This is a genomic window from Nocardia jiangxiensis NBRC 101359 (assembly GCF_000308615.1).
Classification (GTDB): Bacteria; Actinomycetota; Actinomycetes; order Mycobacteriales; family Mycobacteriaceae; genus Nocardia; species Nocardia jiangxiensis.
On sequence record NZ_BAGB01000012.1, the window covers coordinates 263,266 to 281,523 of the forward strand.

14 protein-coding genes are annotated in these 18,258 nt (G+C 66.8%); 8 read left to right on the forward strand and 6 right to left on the reverse strand.

Translation table 11 applies throughout. The annotated features are described in order from the left end of the window. The first annotated feature begins 76 nt into the window (after nucleotides 1-76). On the forward strand, nucleotides 77-2,389 hold the full coding sequence (locus tag ON40_RS49155) for an MFS transporter (RefSeq protein WP_063712937.1): 2,313 nt from the start codon (nucleotides 77-79) through the stop codon (nucleotides 2,387-2,389). 88 nt (nucleotides 2,390-2,477) lie between these two features. Here ON40_RS49155 and ON40_RS04385 read toward each other — a convergent pair whose 3' ends face one another. Beyond that, complete coding sequence (locus ON40_RS04385) at nucleotides 2,478-3,446, reverse strand: GlxA family transcriptional regulator (protein ID WP_085997642.1); 969 nt, start codon at nucleotides 3,444-3,446, stop codon at nucleotides 2,478-2,480. A gap of 279 nt (nucleotides 3,447-3,725) precedes the next feature. Between ON40_RS04385 and ON40_RS04390 the strand changes: the two genes are divergently transcribed. Then, on the forward strand, nucleotides 3,726-4,661 hold the full coding sequence (locus tag ON40_RS04390; RefSeq protein WP_040818646.1) for an undecaprenyl-diphosphate phosphatase: 936 nt from the start codon (nucleotides 3,726-3,728) through the stop codon (nucleotides 4,659-4,661). A gap of 76 nt (nucleotides 4,662-4,737) precedes the next feature. Here the strand turns inward: ON40_RS04390 and ON40_RS04395 are convergent, their stop codons facing one another. The 3 genes from ON40_RS04395 to ON40_RS53105 form a co-directional block, all read right to left on the reverse strand. Beyond that, nucleotides 4,738-5,514 carry a hypothetical protein gene (locus ON40_RS04395; RefSeq protein ID WP_157186187.1) on the reverse strand — a complete coding sequence of 259 codons (777 nt, stop codon included), beginning with the start codon at nucleotides 5,512-5,514 and terminating at the stop codon, nucleotides 4,738-4,740. Between the two features lie 34 nt (nucleotides 5,515-5,548). After that, on the reverse strand, nucleotides 5,549-6,355 hold the full coding sequence (locus ON40_RS04400; protein WP_040818650.1) for a hypothetical protein: 807 nt from the start codon (nucleotides 6,353-6,355) through the stop codon (nucleotides 5,549-5,551). 151 nt (nucleotides 6,356-6,506) lie between these two features. After that, complete coding sequence (locus ON40_RS53105) at nucleotides 6,507-7,151, reverse strand: TetR/AcrR family transcriptional regulator (protein ID WP_051192665.1); 645 nt, start codon at nucleotides 7,149-7,151, stop codon at nucleotides 6,507-6,509. Nucleotides 7,152-7,325: 174 nt separating this feature from the next. On the opposite strand from ON40_RS53105, the gene ON40_RS47885 reads away from it, so the two are divergent. From ON40_RS47885 to ON40_RS04420, 3 genes are all read left to right on the forward strand, one after another. After that, the gene (locus ON40_RS47885) at nucleotides 7,326-10,577 is read left to right on the forward strand and encodes a carboxypeptidase regulatory-like domain-containing protein (protein WP_157186188.1); all 3,252 of its coding nucleotides are present in this window, start codon (nucleotides 7,326-7,328) and stop codon (nucleotides 10,575-10,577) included. A 116-nt stretch (nucleotides 10,578-10,693) separates the two neighbouring features. Next, nucleotides 10,694-11,260 (forward strand): ester cyclase, encoded by a 567-nt coding sequence (locus tag ON40_RS04415; protein WP_040818652.1) that lies wholly within the window; start codon nucleotides 10,694-10,696, stop codon nucleotides 11,258-11,260. A gap of 209 nt (nucleotides 11,261-11,469) precedes the next feature. Beyond that, nucleotides 11,470-11,880, forward strand: a complete 411-nt coding sequence (locus tag ON40_RS04420; RefSeq protein WP_373281847.1) for a DUF6924 domain-containing protein — start codon at nucleotides 11,470-11,472, stop codon at nucleotides 11,878-11,880. Nucleotides 11,881-12,159: 279 nt separating this feature from the next. On the opposite strand, the gene ON40_RS04425 is transcribed toward ON40_RS04420, so the two are convergent. Further along, complete coding sequence (locus ON40_RS04425) at nucleotides 12,160-12,474, reverse strand: hypothetical protein (RefSeq protein ID WP_169541822.1); 315 nt, start codon at nucleotides 12,472-12,474, stop codon at nucleotides 12,160-12,162. A gap of 174 nt (nucleotides 12,475-12,648) precedes the next feature. On the opposite strand from ON40_RS04425, the gene ON40_RS04430 reads away from it, so the two are divergent. Both ON40_RS04430 and ON40_RS04435 read left to right on the forward strand, forming a co-directional pair. Continuing rightward, nucleotides 12,649-14,031, forward strand: coding sequence for a lipase family protein (locus tag ON40_RS04430; protein ID WP_040818655.1), 1,383 nt, complete (start codon nucleotides 12,649-12,651; stop codon nucleotides 14,029-14,031). A gap of 71 nt (nucleotides 14,032-14,102) precedes the next feature. Continuing rightward, nucleotides 14,103-15,224 (forward strand): alkane 1-monooxygenase, encoded by a 1,122-nt coding sequence (locus ON40_RS04435; protein WP_040818656.1) that lies wholly within the window; start codon nucleotides 14,103-14,105, stop codon nucleotides 15,222-15,224. On the opposite strand, the gene ON40_RS04440 is transcribed toward ON40_RS04435, so the two are convergent. Next, on the reverse strand, nucleotides 15,221-16,501 hold the full coding sequence (locus tag ON40_RS04440; RefSeq protein WP_051192667.1) for a cytochrome P450: 1,281 nt from the start codon (nucleotides 16,499-16,501) through the stop codon (nucleotides 15,221-15,223). The genes ON40_RS04435 and ON40_RS04440 overlap by 4 nt on opposite strands. A 116-nt stretch (nucleotides 16,502-16,617) precedes the next feature. On the opposite strand from ON40_RS04440, the gene ON40_RS04445 reads away from it, so the two are divergent. Beyond that, nucleotides 16,618-18,246 carry a GMC oxidoreductase gene (locus ON40_RS04445; protein WP_040818657.1) on the forward strand — a complete coding sequence of 543 codons (1,629 nt, stop codon included), beginning with the start codon at nucleotides 16,618-16,620 and terminating at the stop codon, nucleotides 18,244-18,246. The last annotated feature ends 12 nt before the right edge of the window (nucleotides 18,247-18,258 follow it).

An 18,258-nucleotide genomic window follows, 5' to 3' on the forward strand; every position in this document is an offset into this window, starting at 1 on the left:
CGCCCCGTTTTCTGTTACCGTTATCTAAACGGAGAATGACTCCGTTTATTTTCTCCGGGGAGGAAACCCGTATCTCATGGCGTTAGTGAAGACTCGCCCGCACTACAACGTCGTCTTCGCGGTGCTGCTGCTCGGGATCGCCGCGTACGCGATGCTCCAGTCGATGGTCGTGCCGGTGTTCTCGCTGTTGATTCCGGCCCTGCACACCACGCAGAACACCGCTACCTGGCTGATGACCGGCTATCTGCTCTCGGCCTCGGTGGCCACGCCGATCCTCGGCCGGATCGGTGACAAGGTCGGCAAGGAGCGGATGCTCGTCGTCACGCTCGTCGGGCTCACCGCCGGCTCGCTCATCGCGGCGCTCACGGATTCGGTGAGCGTGATGATCGTCGCCCGGGTGATCCAGGGCCTGGGCGGTGGCGTGATTCCGTTGGCGTTCGGCATCATTCGTGACGAATTCCCCATGCACAAGCTGAACGGCGCGGTGGGCATCGCCTCCTCGCTGATCGCGGTCGGGTCCGGGCTCGGACTGGTGCTGGCCGGTCCGATCGTCGATCATCTGAACTACCACTGGCTGTTCTGGATCCCGATGATCATGACGGCGGTGGCCGCGGTGGCCGCGGTGCTGTTCGTCCCCGAGTCGCCGGTGCGCAGTCCGGGCCGGATCAATTGGGGTGCAGCGATTCTGCTGTCCGCCTGGCTGGTCGCGCTGCTGCTCGCGGTGAGCAAGGGGCCCTCGTGGGGCTGGACTTCGGGGATCACCCTGGGCCTGTTCGCCCTGACGGTGGTGTGCGCGGTCGCGTGGGTCGTGGTCGAGATCCGTTCCGAGACACCGCTGATCGATATGACCACGATGCGGATTCCGGCGGTGTGGACGACCAACATCGTCGCGGTGCTGACCGGCGCCGCGATGTACGCGATGATGACGTTCCTGCCACAGCTGTTGCAGACGCCGAAATCGGTTGCCGGATACGGGCTCAGCGCGAGTATCACCAAATCCGGGCTGTACCTGCTGCCGCTGTCGGTGGCGATGTTCGTCATCGGCCTGGCCATCGGCCCGCTGGCCGCGCGACTGGGCTCCAAGGCGATCGTGCTGATCGGCACCATCATCACCGCGCCCGCCTTCTTCCTGCTCGCGCTCGGGCACGATCAGAGCTGGGAGATCTACCTGGCCGCCGCGCTGCTGGGGATCGGCATCGGTATGGCCTTCTCCTCGATGCCCGCCATCATCGTGGCCGCGGTGCCGCCCGCGCAGACCGGCGCGGCGACCGGGATGAACGCCAATGTGCGGACCGTGGGCGGTGCGATCGGCAGTGCGATCTCCTCGGTCATCCTGACCTCGGGTGCGCATGCGGCGCACGGACTTCCGGCGGATTCGGGATATGCCAACGTCTTCTGGTTCCTGGGTGCGGTCTCCGCCGGGGCGGCGGTGGTGAGCATCTTCATTCCGTCCGGACGGGCGCGGGCGCTGGAATCGGTCGAGCTCGCGCATTCGGCTGAGGAGACGGAAGTTGTTCCGGCGCAACAGATTGTGGACGTCGCTCCACCGTCCGAGGCCGCTGTGTTCGCCGATTCGGCTGTCGCGCGGTCGATTCCGGATCGGGTGGTCGATCCGGGCAGCGGGCCCGCGGTCGTGGGCCACGTGCAGCGTTCCGGCGGTCAGCCGGTGCCCGGCGCTGCGCTGACCTTGATCGATCCACGCGGACAACAGGTTTCGCGGGTGACCGGCGATGCGGACGGCGGCTATCGGATCACCGCGCCCGCGCCGGGCAACTATGTGCTGATCACCTCGGCGCACGGGCACCGGCCGGTCGCGGTGAGCGTCGCCGTCGGTGCGCGACCGCATCTGCTGACCGTCACGCTGCCGGGTTCGGGTGAGCTGACCGGATCCGTCCGCGGTCCGGGTGGTCTGCCGGTGGCCGGTGCGACCGTCACCCTGACCAATGCGCCCGGCGAGGTGGTCGGAGCCGCGGTCACCGGCGCGGACGGCACGTACACCTGTGCGGTCACCCCGGGCGCGCACACCGTGGTCGTCGTCGCCGACGGGATGCGCCCCGCCGCGAGCACGGTGGTCGTACCCGAGAGCGGCGTCCTGCGACAGGATGTCGACCTCGACGCGACCGCGACGTTGGCCGGTGCGGTACAGGCCGGTGATCGGGTCGTGCCCGACGCGCAGGTCACGGTGCTGGACGAGACCGGTGAACTGGTCGCCACCGCCCGCACCGACGAGAGCGGCCGCTACCTGGTCCCCGATCTGCCCGTGGGCCGCTACGCGGTGGTCACCCGCGGCTACCCCTCGGTGGCCAGCAGCGTCCGGGTGACCGGCGAACGCATCCGGCACGATCTGGAACTGGGATACGACGAGGCGGCGACGCTGCCCGTCCACTAGATCCGCACTGTGCCGAGCGCTCCGGCCGGAACCTCACCGAAAAGGTGATTCCGGCCGGAGCGCCGTCGTTCCGGGCTCGACCGTGTGCTCAGTGCCCCGCAGGCTGGGCGAAGGTGCGGCGGTAATCGCTGGGGTTGGTGCCGACCTCGTCGGCGAATCGGCGGCGGAAGTTGGAGGGGTCGGGAAAGCCGGTGGCCGCGCCGACGGCGGCGACGGTTGCGTCGGTGCGTTCGAGCAGGGCGCAGGCGTGGTGAATTCTTCTGCGCAGCAACCATTTTCCCGGTGTGGTGCCCAGGTGCCGGTCGAACAGCCGGGCCAGGGTTCGGGGGGAGACCGCGCAGCGGGCGGCGATTTCCTCGACGGCGATCGGGCGATGCAGATTGTCCTCGATCCAGGACAGCGCGGGGGTGAGCGTATCGGGTTGTGGGGTGGGGCGGCGCGGGGGATTTCGGGTGTACTGGCGCTGACCGCCCTCCCGGTGCGGCGGCAGAACCATATGTCGCGCGATATCGGCCGCATATGCCGCGCCGAAATCGCAGCGGACCAGTTCCAGGGCGAGATCGATGGCCGCGCCGGTGCCCGCGCTGGTCGCGACGTCGCCGTGATTCACGTACAGCGCGTGCGGCCGCACCCGCACCTGCGGATACCGCTCCCGGAGCTCCTCGGCCATCCGCCAGTGCGTGGTCGCCTCCCGGCCGTCCAGCAGTCCGATGGCCGCGAGTGTGAAAGTGCCCGAACAGATTCCGACGATCCGGGCGCCGCGTCGATGTGCCTCGCACAGGGCGCGGGTGAGTTGTGTCGAGGGCTGTCGATCCCGGTCCGGCCAGCCGGTCACGAAGATCGAGTCGGCCGTGCGCAGTGTGTCGAGACCGTGGTCGACGAGCATCCGATACCCCGCCTTGGTGGGCAGCGCGCCGGTATTCTCCGCGCAGACCTCGAACGAGTAGCGGGTCGGCACGCCGGGGTGTTCGATTCCGAATACCTCTGCGACGCAAGATAATTCGAATGTCGATTGTGGCGGGGTCACCACGGCGGCGACACGATGACATCGATTCACGGGTGGCAGAATAATCCCTGTCGGTGTTGTTTTTGCCGCTTTCGGTACACGATATCGACCGGTCACCCCGAATTTACGAAAAGCGCATCACGATGCGGTGCAGATCCATTCCACCCGGTGCGCCTCCCGGTTCGGCCGGGTTGCTCGAGATGTGCTGCACCCCTTCGAATCGATCTTGAAATGAGACGAGAATCACTGGGATACAAGACGATTCGGGCATCCGGTACATCACCGAGACTGCCAGGGTAATCGCCCGGCGCGCGTGCGAAACTCCTGCCGATGATCACGTACTCTCAAGCCGCCGTCATCGGCGCGGTGCAGGGTGTCACCGAGTTGTTCCCCATTTCGAGCCTCGGCCACTCCGTGCTGGTCGCGGATTGGTTCGGTGGCCGTTGGGAGGCGGTCAGTGTGAACAAATCCGACAGGGGCGCAACGTATCTCGCTTTCGTGGTCGCGCTGCACGTGGCGACGGCGGTGGCGCTGCTGGCGTTCTACTGGCGCGATTGGCTGGCCATCATCGCCGGATTCGTATCCACCCTGCGCACTCGTCGCGCGGAGACCGTGCCGCAGCGCCTGGCCTGGTTGATCGTGATCGCGACCGTTCCGGTCGCGGTGCTCGGCCCACTGCTGGATCGCCCGCTGCACGCGCTGTTCGACACGCCCGTGGACACCAGCATCTTCCTGACCCTGAACGGTGCGGTCCTGATCCTCGGCGAGGGATTACGCCGCCGCAACGAGCCCACCCTGGCCGAATACGGTCGCCGGTTCGCCCGCCGCGAGGCGCACGGCGCACTGCTCACCGCCGAGCGTCGCGTACCCCGCCAAGTCGACCGCCCGCTGGCGGCGCTGAGCGTGCTGGACGCCATCGGCATCGGCCTCACCCAGGCCGGCGCCCTGCTGACCGGCTTCAGCCGCGCGGGCCTGACCATGGTCGGCGGCCTGTGGCGCGGCCTGGAGAACGAGCACGCAGCCAAATTCGCCTTCCTGCTCGCCACCCCCACGATCCTGGGCGCGGGCCTGTTCGAGGTCCCCGAACTCACCGACTCCCGCCTGGCCCCGATCCGCGGCCCGATCCTGTTGGGCGCCATCGTCTCCGGGGTGTCCTCCTGGCTGGCCGTGCGCTTCCTGGAGCGTCACTTCCAAACCCGCACCCTGCTGCCCTTCGCGGTGTACTGCCTCGTGGCCGGAGTCCTGTCGATCATCCGATTCGGCTGAAATCCTCAGACGGACAGAGCTTTCGCGGCAGGCGGCATCCTTCGTCGCATCGAGAAGGTCTGTGGTGCGGGTTCACTCAGGGCTTTCGGAGTTTGTCCAGTGTCGTCCGGGCCTGGGATGTCGCGATGGTGGCGAGGTCGTCTCTGCTCGCTTCGGCCTCACCCCGGGCCCGTCTGATGCCGACCTCGACTTTCAACGAGACGTTGCTGTCCTGCACGCCGACGGCATAGGAATCGGAGTTGGCGTCTGCGGCTGTCAGATGTCCTGCGTACCAATAGCTTCGGGTGCCGAGTCCGGTGAGGTCGCCCGAGCTGGCGCCCTGCTGCGGAACGGTGTCGGTACTCTTCCACTCGTCGTATTTCGGCGGTCCCGCAACGCCCGTGAACTGGACCTGGAGGCTGATCTCCGCGTCGTCGGTGGTGACGTTGTCGACCGGCGAGGTGCTGGTGTATTTGATCTGGCACAGCAGGACACCGCCGTAATCGGCGCTCTGCGCGGGATATTCGCGGTGCACGATCGGTGTCGGCCCGGACGACCATTTCGTGAGCGGTGCGGTGTCGACCAGATCGCAGGCGTTGGTGACGTTGTTCATCGAGTAGATGCCCGGGGCGGGTTCGTAGTGGGTGGTCGGTGTGGGAGACGAACTCGAGGTGCTCGTTCGTGCGGAGGCCGGGTGCGCGGCGGATGTGCCGCTGTCGTGATCGCTGCCGGTGGACAGTCCGATCGCGACTCCGACGCCGAGTACGACGACCAGTCCGGCCGCGCCTGCCACGATCAGGCCGATCGTGTTCATCCCGCTCGCGCGTGGTCGATGGCCGGGCGGCGGCCCGAATTCGTGTCCGGGGCCGGTCATCGGCGCTGTACCCGTCTGTGCTGCAAGGGATTCCCTACTTCTTCCGCAATGCGTCCAGCGTCCGGCGGACCTGGGCTCGGGCGATCGGGTCGAGGTCCGCGCTGCTCACCTGGGACACATCGCGGTCGCGGACGAATTGGAGTTCGACGTGCACCGAGACGTTGTCGGCCAGAACGCACACGATGTAGCTCGTATCGGTGACCAGATCGCCACTCACCTCGGAATGCCAGTAACCCTCCGAGCCGAGCCCGGTGACCTTGCCGGAGGACAGCCCAGAACCGATCTTGCCGGTCTCGCGCTGCTCCCAGTGGTCGTAATAGGGCGGGGCGCTGCCGTTGGTGAAGTCGACGTCGACCAGGATGCGTGCCTCCTGCAGTGGATCGCCGTCGGTGGAGTAACCGATCCGGCAGCTCAGACTGCCGCCTCCGTCGGGCCCCGGCCGATCCTCCCGGTGCTCGGGTGGGCTGCTGGGCGTCGACGACCATCTCTTCAGCGGCGCGGTATCGACCGAACCACACGCATCGTTGATTCCGTCCATCGAGTAGATCGGCGTCTCGGCGACCGCATTTCCCGCCTTCTCGGACGAGCGTGCACCGAGCGCGCCGACGCCGACCCCGATGCCCAGCACGACGACCGCCGCGACGATGCCGCCGATGATCCATCCCGTCCTGCCCGAATTGCTCGGCGGCGAATCCGGCATCGGCGCAGGATGTCCACGACCGGCATCGCCGTGCCCCGGCTCCGGCCCCGCCCCGCCCGATACGGACGAATCATGCTGCCGCACAGTGGGATCGGCATCGTCCACCACCGGTCGATCACCGGCGCCCTGGGAATCGGCCATCCCCGCAGTCCTCCGCTTCCGCGGCGGAACCCCCGCCGACCGTAACGTCGGCCAGATCGTATCGTCCCTGCCGCGACCGCGGCGACGCATTATCCGCACCACGCCCGACCTGGGAATTCGTTGCGCGGCAATCGCTCCGTGACCGGCGTCCTCAGTGGATGCGCTGCTCGCGGCCCGGCGTCGATGCGGGTGACGGGGGCGGGAAGCCCGCGACGAGCATCTCGAAGGAGGCGTTCATGATGGTCAGGAGGTCGGAGGCGGGGTCTTCGGGGTTCCACTCGGCCAGGGCGGCGCGGGTGATGGCGTGGGCGGCGCCGGCGAGGGCGCGGGGGTAGTGGTCGTCGGGGGTGAGGCCGGTGCGGCGGGCGACGCCCTCGGTCATCGAGGCCAGGGTGCGGCGGCTCTCGGCGTAGGCGGTGGGGACCAGGCGGGGGTTCTGCCGCACCATCTGCTGATATTCGCGCCAGGTCGGGCGGTCCTGGAGGCGGCGGATGCCGGCGTTGATCGCCTGGTGAACCGCTTGCAGCGGGGCCTCCTCGGGCGGGCGGGCGGCGATCCGATCGGCGAGCGATCCGCCGGCCTGCTGCTCGTGCCAGTCCAGGACCGCGTCGTCCTTGGAGTCGAAGTAGTTGAAGAACGTGCGTGGCGAGACGTCGGCTTCGGCGCAGATGTCGTTGACCGTGACCGAATCCGGGCCGCGCTCGGCGTAGAGACGGATGGCGGCGCGATGCAGGGCCTCGCGGGTCTGCTGCTTCTTGCGTTCCCGCAGGCCGAGGGTCGCACTCGCGCTGTTCACCCAAGTTATCCTAGTGCAAACTTGCAGTGCTGCATACTTGCAGTGATAAAGTAAATAACTTAGCCTGTCTAAGTAACTAGCGGCGGGGTTCGCGGCAACGATGCCGCGCTCGGTGGTTCGGCCGGATGGCCCCACGAGCGCTTGAAAGCTTTGTGCAACAAGGAGAACGACGTTTTGTCGAATATCTTGGGCGGCGGCGGCCGGTGTCCGACCTGCCGCCCGGCGTGGCCTGTCCGCCTGCGCGATCATCTGCAGGCCACCGATCCGGCCCTGGCTCGCCTGCGGGCGGGATGGCGGATGCTGACGGTTTTCATCGCGACTCTGGCCGTGGGATACGGCATGGCGCATGCGCTGGGGCAACCGGTGCTGTTCGGGCTGACCTACGGCGGCATGGTCGGACTGCTGGTCGGCTTGACCGTCGCCGGTCCCAAGGCGGGCAGGCTGGCGGTGCGCTGCGTGTGGGGCGTCCCGGCGTTCCTGATCGCGCTGCTGTGCGCGATCGAGGTCCAGCACAACCGGATTCTCGCGCTGGTCGTCGCGGCCGTGGCCGCGGTGGTGCAACTGTCCGCGCCCGCGTTCTTCGGGGAATTCGGGCATGACTCGGGCGTGATGATCTTCGCCGGTTACCTCAGCGGCGTCCTGGTGCCGCTGCCGGTGTCGAAGATGCAGTACATCGCACCGATCGTCGCGGTGGCGGCGATCGCGGCGGCGGTGATTCAGGTGGTGCTGTGCCGGATGCGCCCGGAAACCGGTCTCCTGCACATCGAACGGGCATTCCTGACTCGCAGCCGGTACGTCGTCCGGCGCGCCACCCGGTTGATCGCGTCCGAGAATCCCACCGCCCGCGCGACCCGCGAACTCTGCGACGAGATGATCCACCTCAACGAGGCGGCCATGCTGGTGGACGGCTACCTGGCGACCGCCTCGAGCTCGAGCCGGTCCGCCGACCGCCTGCACCGGCTGGTCTTCGACACCGAACTCGCCGCACATGCGCTCGGCCGCATCGTGATTCAGCTGTCCGGCCGCCCACTGCCCGCCGAGGTACGCGGCTGTCTGCTCGCCGCCTGCACCGATCTCGACCGCGGCGGCCGCCGGCACGGCGGCACCCTGCCCGCCTCGACCGCCCCGCTGCTGCAATGGTTGTCCCAGCACGAGAACGACTCCCGGGACCCCGAACACGAGCGGCTGGTCTCGACGCTCTACCGGGTCGTCGCGGTGCTCGGCGACCTGCACCACGTCAGCGACGCGTGGACCACCGCATCCGATGACGACCTCGAGGCCGAGATCGACGCCGAACCCTTCAGCACCCCTGTCGAATTGGTCGCGGGCAGACTCCCCGGCACCAATCTGCTGGCCGGACGCGTCCTGGACGCCGGCGGTATGCGCCGCCCCTGGAACTTCTGGAGCAGGCCGAATCCCCAACTGCGGATCGCCGCGCAGATGCTGATCACGCTGATGATCGCGATTCCGTTGGGTGACGCGTTGAACGGCTACCGGTTCTACTGGGCCGTCATCGGCGCGCTGATCGTGTTGAGCAACACCGACTCTCCGCACGATCGGCTGCGCAAGACCGTCAAGCGCGTCCTGGGCACGCTCGTCGGCGGATTCCTCGGAATCGGCTTCGCTCAGCTCCTCGGGGCGCACCATCCGATGGCGACGCTGTCGCTGCTGGTGGTGGCCCTGGCGGTGGGCGCCTACTCGATCAGCGCGTACTACTCGGTGTGGTCGGGTGCGCTGGCGTTCTCGCTGATCCAGCTCTACTCCTTCACCGGGGGGTACGAGGATTCGGTGGTGGTGTTGCGCGCGGGGGAGAACGCCCTGGGTGCTGTGGTCGCGACACTGGTCGCGCTGGTGGTCCTGCCCATCGCGACGCGCACGCTGCTGCGGCACGCCCAGGCCACGCACGTGCACTCCCTGGCCACGTTCGTCCGCGAATCCGGCGAGGTCTGGAGCGGCGCGGCCGGCGTGCACGGCACCCGGGAACAGGCCAGGGCGGTGGATCAGGCGGCGCACGAGTTGCACCGGTTCTCCCGCTCGCTGGTTCGCCTGCCGGGCGGCACCGGTCACGAGCCCGCCGAGGAGATCCGTGCCATGCTGCGCACGGCCGCGGTCTGCGCCCGGGAGATGTCGGTCGGCAGTGGTGCGGCGGTGCTGACCACGGGCCAGCGGGAGTTGTTGCTGCGGATCACCGGCAACCTGTCGGATTCGATCGACGGTCTGGGCGGGATCGTGTCCGACAGTGAAAATGCCTCGAACAGTGCAGATTCCCCGCTGATCGAGTATGCGGCGGATATCGAGAAGGCAGCGAACCCGACCGCTCCGGAGATCTGGGTCCGCCAGGCCGACGACATTCGGCGGCTGCAGGAGGCGCTGTCCGTCTCTCCGGCCAATGCCCGGCTGCGGCACGCGTTGCACTATCTCGGATATCTGGACGATCTGCTCGGCGACCTCGCCGCCCGGCTGGACATCCCGGTGCGGGGCGGTGACTACCGCACCGGCGCGCAGGCGGTCGGTCGTGAATTGTTCGCTGCCCAAGCGCAATTGGCGACCGCCGGTCGGCCGGTGTCGGCAGGCGGCGCGGCACGTCGTACGCGGGTGGCGGCGTCGGTGCGGGCGTGGCCGACGATCGAGGCACCGGCTTCGGGCGAGGGCCGCTGGATCGATGGTCAGGTCCACGGCGGCGGTGGACGTCCGGTACCCGGCGTGGCGTTGACGCTGATAGATCAACTGGGACACCAGGTTTCGCGGGCGACCGGCAGGAGTGACGGCAGCTACCGGATCGACGTGCCGGAGACGGGCAGTCATGTGCTGATCGTGTCGGCGAACGGGTACGGGCCGGTGGCCGCCACCGTCCATCCGGGTTCGGGGCCGCAACGCCAGCACGTCACCCTGCTCGGTTCGGGTGAACTGACCGGCGTGGTCCGGCGCACCGATCGCGGCACGCCGCTCGCCGATGCCACCGTCACGCTGACCGATCCGCGCGGCGAGGTCGTCGGCGCGACCATCACCGACACCGACGGCAGCTATCTGTGCCCCGGCCTGGTGGCGGGCGACTACACCCTGGTCACCAACGCCGAACACATGCGCCCGACCGCGATCACCCTGACCGTCCCCGAGAGCGGCCGACTGCGCTACGACATCGACATGAGCCCGACGTCATCGCTGGCGGGTTCGGTGCGAACCGATGAGCACCCGGTACCCGACGCCCGGGTGACGATCCTGGACCCGGCAGGCGCCCCGATCGCCCACACCCGCACCGATGCCGACGGCCGCTACGTCGTCCCCGATCTCGACACCGGCCGCTACACCGTCGTCGCCAGCGGCTATTCGCCGGTGACCAGCCGGGTCAGGGTTTTCGGCGACGAGGTCGTCCACGATGTGCAGTTCGATTACGGTGACGAGGTAGGCAGCGCCCGGGGTGAGTAGTCCGGCCCCGCAGGCCACGACTGCTCCGAACCCATTGCGCCCGAGCAGATTCCGGCGGACGAGCAGACCGGGCCCAGTCGGTATAGCTTGTGATCGGACCTGCGAGGAGATCATCGATGTCGTCACGTTTCACCCTGCCGCCCGAAGACGTCCTGCGTGCCCGCGAGAAACTCGTCCTCGACCACTTCCACGACGAGGTGGCGCAGGACTGGGACGCCACCTCGTCGACGTTCCCGCACCCGCATTACGAGCTGATCGCGCCGATGACCGTGCACGACGGTGACGGTGAGGTGCGCGATTACTATCGCGACACCCGCGTCGCCTTCCCCGACCAGGACCACGAGATCATCGCGCTGCGGCACAGCCACGATGCGGTGATCGTCGAATTCTGGCTGCTGGGAACGCATCTCGGTCCGCTGGGCAAGATCCCGCCGACGGGCTCGACTCATCGGACCCGGATGACTGCGTATTTCGTGTTCGACGAGCACGAGAACCTGATGACCGAACGGATCTACTTCGATCAGCTCACCGTCCTGAAACAACTGCTGGGCGGGCTGGACCGGCGCAACCCCCGCGACCTGCTCACACTCGTGCGGGCGCTCACCGGAGCCGTCGCCGCGGCCGGCGCCGAGCCGGACCCGCGCCTGCTGTCCACCACACCGCCGAATCTCGATGACCGATAGTTGATCTCGGCTCGAGGCACAGGCCGTGAATTCGCGGGTGCCACGGTGTTGCCGACGGCGAAGACGGCTCCGATCGCGTCCGCGAACCCGTGGCGGGTGGGTTGCGGTTCGAGTGTTTCGTCCGTCCGAACGAGTACGGTGTGTGCACTCGAGCCTGTTTCCCCATAACACCGAGAGGTACTGCACCAGTGTTTGTTCTGCCCGAGACCGTGAAGGCTGTCCTCATTCGCACGGACTTCTCCGATCAGCAGGCATGGGAGTCCTGCCGGTCGGCGATCGATGCCTCGGCGATGGCGGCGTTCGACGTGAGCATCGAACAGGACGTCGAGATACTCGATGATCCCGACAACTGCGACATCACCGTCGAACAGCTGCTCGCGCTGGAGGAGACGGACCACACGTTCGTGATGCTGGCGGACCGCGAGACCCTGGCGAGCACGGAATACCCGATCCTGTTCCTCGACCTCTTCGAGGACCAGCGCGGCGCCACCGTCCGCGTCGCGTCCTCCGAGCTGGGCGAAGCGGTCGGCAACGTGGACAACGGCAACATCACCATCGAGGACTACGCCGCAGCCGCCGCGAACGCAGGCGACAAGAACGTTTTCCGCGGATTTGCCTGAGCACCTTCCAGCGATCCTGGGCCCGGTCTACGGCACGTCTGCACAACGCTTCAGGCCGGTGCCCGGGAGTACCGCCCGCGAACCCGCGGACTGGATCGTGGACAGGTCCCGCGGCCTACGCCTGAGCTGAATTCGCAGAGCGTTCTGTCGCCTTCGTGCAGGGTTCCAGACATGAAGGGCGGGATCCAGCCGCTGAGCTTCTGGTTGCCGCACGATTCTTGACCAGCGTTGCCAGTGCGTTGGTGGTCTCCCGGCGGGCAGCGCTGAGGCCGGAGTCTTTCAACTTCCATGTCCGGAGCTTTCGGGCACGGGCACGATGAAGTGAAGAGTCCGTCCGGTGGTGAGATCCACCGTCGCCTCGGCGATCACAGGCTCGGCTACGACCGCAAGATGCAGGCCCGGCGCTGAGTCGAAGCCTCGGCCGGCAAGCCACGGTCTGCAGCATTGCTGGTCGAGACGATCGTGGATGGGGATCACATGCGGCTCGGTCAACTGTGCCACCGTCCGGTACATACCGCCCTCACCCGGCAGCGACAACAGCCGGTAGCGCCCGAACGCCTCCGCCGGGGTGGTGCACTGTCCACCCACTGACATGTGATCCATTGTGCCGGTCCGCCGAACGCGCAGGTCGCGGTTCCCCGAACGCAATTATCCTGCAATAGACCTTTTTGGTTAGAGAACAAAGGCCCTTGATAATGCCGCTTTACATGGCAACCATCACCTAGAGGCACTCCCCGGCAGTTTCGTCCGAACAAAGGATGTTGGCTTGTGAGAGGGTTTCTGGCGATCGTGGTAGCTGTTCTCGTCGGTTGCGTGCTGTCGGTCGAACAGCCGGCCGGGGCGGATCCGGGCCCGAATATCGCTCCGCCACCGGTATTTCCGGTGAATTCCCCGCCCTCCCCGTTGCAGAGCTGGATCGACCACAACATCAAGGCGCCGCAGTTGACCGCCGGCCCCGCGCAATCGCCCGCGGATCATCAGGCGGCATTGTGGCGTGCGATGTTGTCCTCGCCGACCGGGGATCGGATGTTCGATGCCTGGCCCGCGAATCTCGCCGCACTGAAGCCGGGGCAGATCATCGAATCACGTGATGTGACGGCGACGACCGCGCAGCATATGACGGTACCGATCCGACGCGCGGTGCTGTTGAAGTTCCGCTCCACCTCGGCGACGGGCACGCCTTCCTTCGGCACCGCGACGCTGATCACCCCGGCGGCCGCGTGGAGCGGTCCGGGACCCCGCCCGGTAGAGGTGAACGCGATGCCGATCAATGCTCTCGGGATGCACTGCACCCCGGGCTATCAGTTGTCGCACAACCTATTCGATCGGACCAATACCGATCTGGTCTGGTTCATGCCGGCCCTCTATGCGTCGCTGAATCAGGGGCACGCGGTTCTGCTGCCCGACCACGAAGGTCCGCTGATGGCATATGGCGAGCCGAATGTGTCCGGGCACATGGTGCTCGATTCGATTCGCGCGGTGCGTAATGCCTTGCCGGAGTTCGGTGACAGCCGTTATGCGGTCGTGGGTTATTCGGGCGGAGCGATCGCCGCGTACGCGGCCGCGATGTTGCAGCGGGAGTACGCGCCGGATTTGTCGAGAGTTCTGACCGGTGTGGCCTCGGGCGGACTTGTCACCGACTACCGGGATATCGCCCACCGTTTCAACGGCTGGATCGCGTCCGGTATCATGTTGTCGGTATCGACGGCGATAGCGCGGGAGCATCCCGAGATGCTTCAGTACATGAACAATCTCGCGCAGTGGGTGGTGACTTCGCCGACACACGATCTGTGTGGTGATGCCGACGGACCGCTCGGCGTGGTCGGTATCCCGATGGATATCGCGGCGAACATCAGTAATTCGCTCGACAGTCCGACGGCCGAAAACCTGTACCGCCAAATGGATCTGACCAATCGGACCTCGGGCGTGCCGCTGTACCTCTACCACGGTTCGTGGGATCCCTGGATTCCGATCGAGGACGTTCAGCGCATGTACGGCGAACAATGCAGCCGGGGCGTTCCGGCCGTGTTCCGCACGGTGCCCGGCGAGCACTTGTCCAGTTACGTCACCAGCTATCCCGGACTCAGCGACTGGATCAATGCACGGCTGCGTGGCGAACCGGCACCGAGTGAATGCCCTGCGAGGCGCTGAAGCTGTTGTACGAATGCCGCATCGCGGCGCCGTGCGTTGATCATCGTCGGTTGGGCTGAGGGGAGACGGCTATGACGGTTTTCGGACGTGCCCAGGCTCGCGATCACAAACGCTACCTCTGGGTCTTGAGTTCACTGGGGCCGGCGGGCGCGCTGCTGCCTTCGCAGCTGGTGCGGTTCACCGGGCTCGAACTGTTCTGGTGGATCGGCCCGATCGTCGTGCTCGGGGTGATTCCACTGCTGGACATGGCGATGGGAATCGACACCCGAAACATCCGCGACGAGGATTACGAGGCGCTGTCCAACGATCGTTATTACCGTTGGTGCATCTACGTTTTCCTGCCGATCCAGTTCGCCGGACTGGTCGTCGCAGGATTCATGTGGTCCAGTCCCGAACTGAAGCTCGTCGACAAGGTGGGGTTGGCCGCAACCATGGGGTTCGTGTCCGGCGTCGGCATCAACGCGGGCCACGAACTCGGCCACCGAGTCGAACATCTCGAACGCTGGCTCTCGAAAATCGCACTGGCGCAATCCTGTTACGGGCATTTCTACGTCGAGCACAATCGCGGCCACCATGCCCGCGTCGCCACACCCGAAGACCCGGCGAGCGCCCGATTCGGCGAGTCGCTCTGGAGATTCCTGCCCAGGACCGTCCTGGGCGGCTTCCGTTCGGCGCTCGCCCTGGAGCGAATACGCCTGTCCCAGCAGGGAAGACGATGGTTCAGCCGGGACAACCACCTGTTGCAGGCATGGTCCATGAGCGCCGTGTTGTTCGGCATGTTGATCCTGGTCTTCGGGCCCGTGATCATCCCCTTTCTGATTCTGCAGGCGATCGTCGGCATCGCATTGCTCGAGACGGTGAACTACGTCGAGCACTACGGTCTGCTGCGCGGTCGGCGCGCCGACGGCCGCTACCTGCGATGTTCACCGCGGGACAGCTGGAACAGCGACCGTCTGGTGACCAATGTCTTCCTGTTCCACCTGCAACGCCACAGTGATCACCACGCGAACCCGGGCCGTCGCTACCAGACGCTGCGCAGCTCCGGCGAGGCGCCGCAGCTGCCGTTCGGCTACGCCACCATGGTCGTGCTGGCATTGGTCCCGCCGTTGTGGCGCACGGTGATGGATCGCCGAGTGCTCGCCCACTACGGCGGCGACCGCACGCTCGTGAACAACGGGCCGCAATCGGGCTAGCGGGCGCCCAGTGTGGCGGGCATCGACCGGTAGGCGTGCAGGTTTCGCAGCGGGTGCGGGATAGGTGGGCCGTTCAGGCTCAGATCCGGGTACCTCTCGAAGAGGGCTCGCAGGCCGATCGCGCCCTCCGATCGGGCGAGCCTGGCGCCCAGGCATCCGTGTATCCCGCTACCGAACCCGAGATGTTCCGCGGCATTGTCTCTGGTCACATCGAACTGTTCGGGGTCGGGGAAGACCGCGGGATCGTGGTTGGCTCCCGCCAGGGACAGCAGGACCAGCGAACCCGACGCGATGTGCTGATCGGCGATGTCGACGTCGCAGTTCGCGACCCGGCCGGTCATGCGCACCGGGCCGTCGTAGCGCAGGATTTCCTCGACCGCGTTCGACCACAGGCCCGGGTCCGCGGCGAACAGTTCCAGCTGGTTCGGGTGGTTGGTCAGTAGCACGATTCCGTTGCCGAGCATGTTCACCGTCGTCAGGAATCCCGCGTCCAGTAGCAGAGCCGCGTTGGCCATTTGTTCGCGGCGCGTGAGATCTTCAGTCGTGACCAGCATGCTCAGTACGTCATCGCGCGGTTCGGCGGTGAGGCCGTCGAGGTAGCGGTCGAAGTACTGCCGGACTTCGACCAGATCTTCGACGGCGTGCCGGTAGGTGGCCCAGGGCAGGCCGCGTTCGAGCAGCGGTGCACCGGAATCGCCCCATTTCAGCAGGGTCGAATGCATATCGGCCGGCAGCCCGAGAATTTCGGCGATGACCGTGACCGGTAGTTGTGCGGCGAAGTCGCTGATCAGATTCGGTCGCGGATTCGATTTCAGGCGTTCGACCAGTTCATCGGCCACTTCGCCGATTCGCTCCTCCAACATGGTGATCGCCTTCGGACCGAATGCCTGCCCGACCACGCGGCGGAATCGGGTGTGATCCGGCGGATCGGTGACCAGCATCGAGGGCGGTTCGCCCAGATTGGGAAGCCCCAGATCCGTCTTGGTCAGCATCCAGCGGATCGGCTTGGGCAGGGCCCGGTGATCGGGTGAGACCACACCGAAGCGCCGGTCGCGCAGGATGAGCCGGCACAGTTCGTAGTCCGCGGTCACGTGTACCCCCGACATCCGCGGAATGCGCCCCCGCCGCCGGATCTGTTCGATGTACGGCGATGAACCGAGCAGGCGATCCTCGCCGGTGGCGATCTGTCCGAGCGGGTCACCGCGATGCGCCGAGAATCGCAGATAGGTCCGGGGCAGGCCATGCGTGAGCAGCCATCGGGTCCATGCGCGAATCACATCGTCACCTCCCGCCCTCGACTTACTACCTATGATAGGTATTCGCTATGTCCGGCGCAGCTGCTGTGGGCGTCGGCGGGTGATGGGGCGACGTTCGGATCGGACGAGGAGCCATCATGGACAGGCGCGAATTCCTTCAGGGCGCCGGGTCGGCCGCGGCGATGCTCGCTCTCGCGCGCGCGGGCACCGGAACGCCGGTCGCACGGGCCGACAACATCAGCCCGAACACGCCGATCTATCGCATGCTGGTGCCGGAGATCTTCGCCCCGGTGCCGGATCCGGCCGATCACGTACCCGCGATCGTCGTCGGATCCGGATTCGGGGCGGCGGTCACCGCACTGCGCCTGGCGCAGGCCGGGACCAGCGTCGCGGTGCTCGAGCGCGGGTCGCGCTGGCCGAATGATCCGTGGCGCGACATCTTCGCCGTCGACACCCTTCCCGATGGCCGCGGCTTCTGGCATCGCACGACTTTCACCGGGGTGGATGGGGTCACGCAGGCCATCGATCCGTTCGGCGGGGTCCTCGATGTCCGCAGCTACCCCGGCATCGACGTGTGGCGCGGAGCGTGTGTGGGCGGCGGCTCGGTGGTGTTCACCGGGGTGATGATCGAACCGGAGCAGCGGTTCTTCGACCATGTGTTCCGCGGTGTCGTGGACTATCGCGAGATGCACCAGGTCTACTACCCCAGGGTTCGAAAGATGTTGCGGCCGAGTCCGATACCGGTCGATATCTACAACTCCGTCGCATTCGTGCACTCCCGGTCCTGGGACGAACAGGCCCGCGCGGCGGGGTACACGCCGCAGCCCGTCGCCGGCGCGTGGACATGGGAGATCGTCCGTGGCGAGCTGGCCGGACGATCGAGGGCATCGGCCACGGTCGGCTGTTCGAACCTCGGCAATGCCAACGGTGCGAAATTCGATCTGAACCAGAACTATCTGCGGGATGCCGAAGGCACCGGCCGTGCCCGGATCCACCCGGGCCACCGCGTGGACGCCATCGGCGTGGAACCAGGAGCGCCGGGCCGCTACACCGTCGCGGTGACCAAGCTCGCCCCCACCGGTGAGGCGCTCGGCACCCGGACCTTGACCTGCGACAAGCTGTTCCTGGCCGCGGGTTCGATCGGCACCTCCGAACTGCTGGTGCGCGCGCGGGCGACCGGTGCGCTGCCGAATCTGAACGAACATATCGGCGAAGGCTGGGGCGGCAACGGCGACGTCGCCCTGTCTCGGCCGCTCGAGACGTTCGACGTGGGCGTGCAGGGCGCACCGTCCGCGAGCCGGATTCTGGACGAGGCGGGAATGCCTGTGGCACTGGAGAACTGGTTCATCCCCGGAACGTCATTCTTCGACACCACGGTTCTCGGATCGTTGGGCATCGTCCTGGACGACACCCGCGGCCGGTTCGTCTACGACCCGGCCGACGGGAGCGTGGTTCTGCAGTGGCCACCCGGCGGGTCGGCCGCCTCGGTCGCGCGAGCGCGGGAAGTCAACAACCGGGCGAGTTGTGATTGTCGATCCGGTATTCGGGCGATTCGGGATGCGGATGCGTCGTTCACCGCGCATCCGCTGGGCGGCGCGGTGATCGGACGCGCAACGGACGCATACGGCCGGGTGCGCGGTTATCGAAACCTCTATGTCATGGACGGCGCGGCTGTGCCGGGTAGTACCGGAACGGTCAATCCCTCATTGACGATCAGCGCGCTGGCCGAGCGCAATATCGAACAGATCATTCGTTCCGGGGGTTAGTGGCAACGGCCG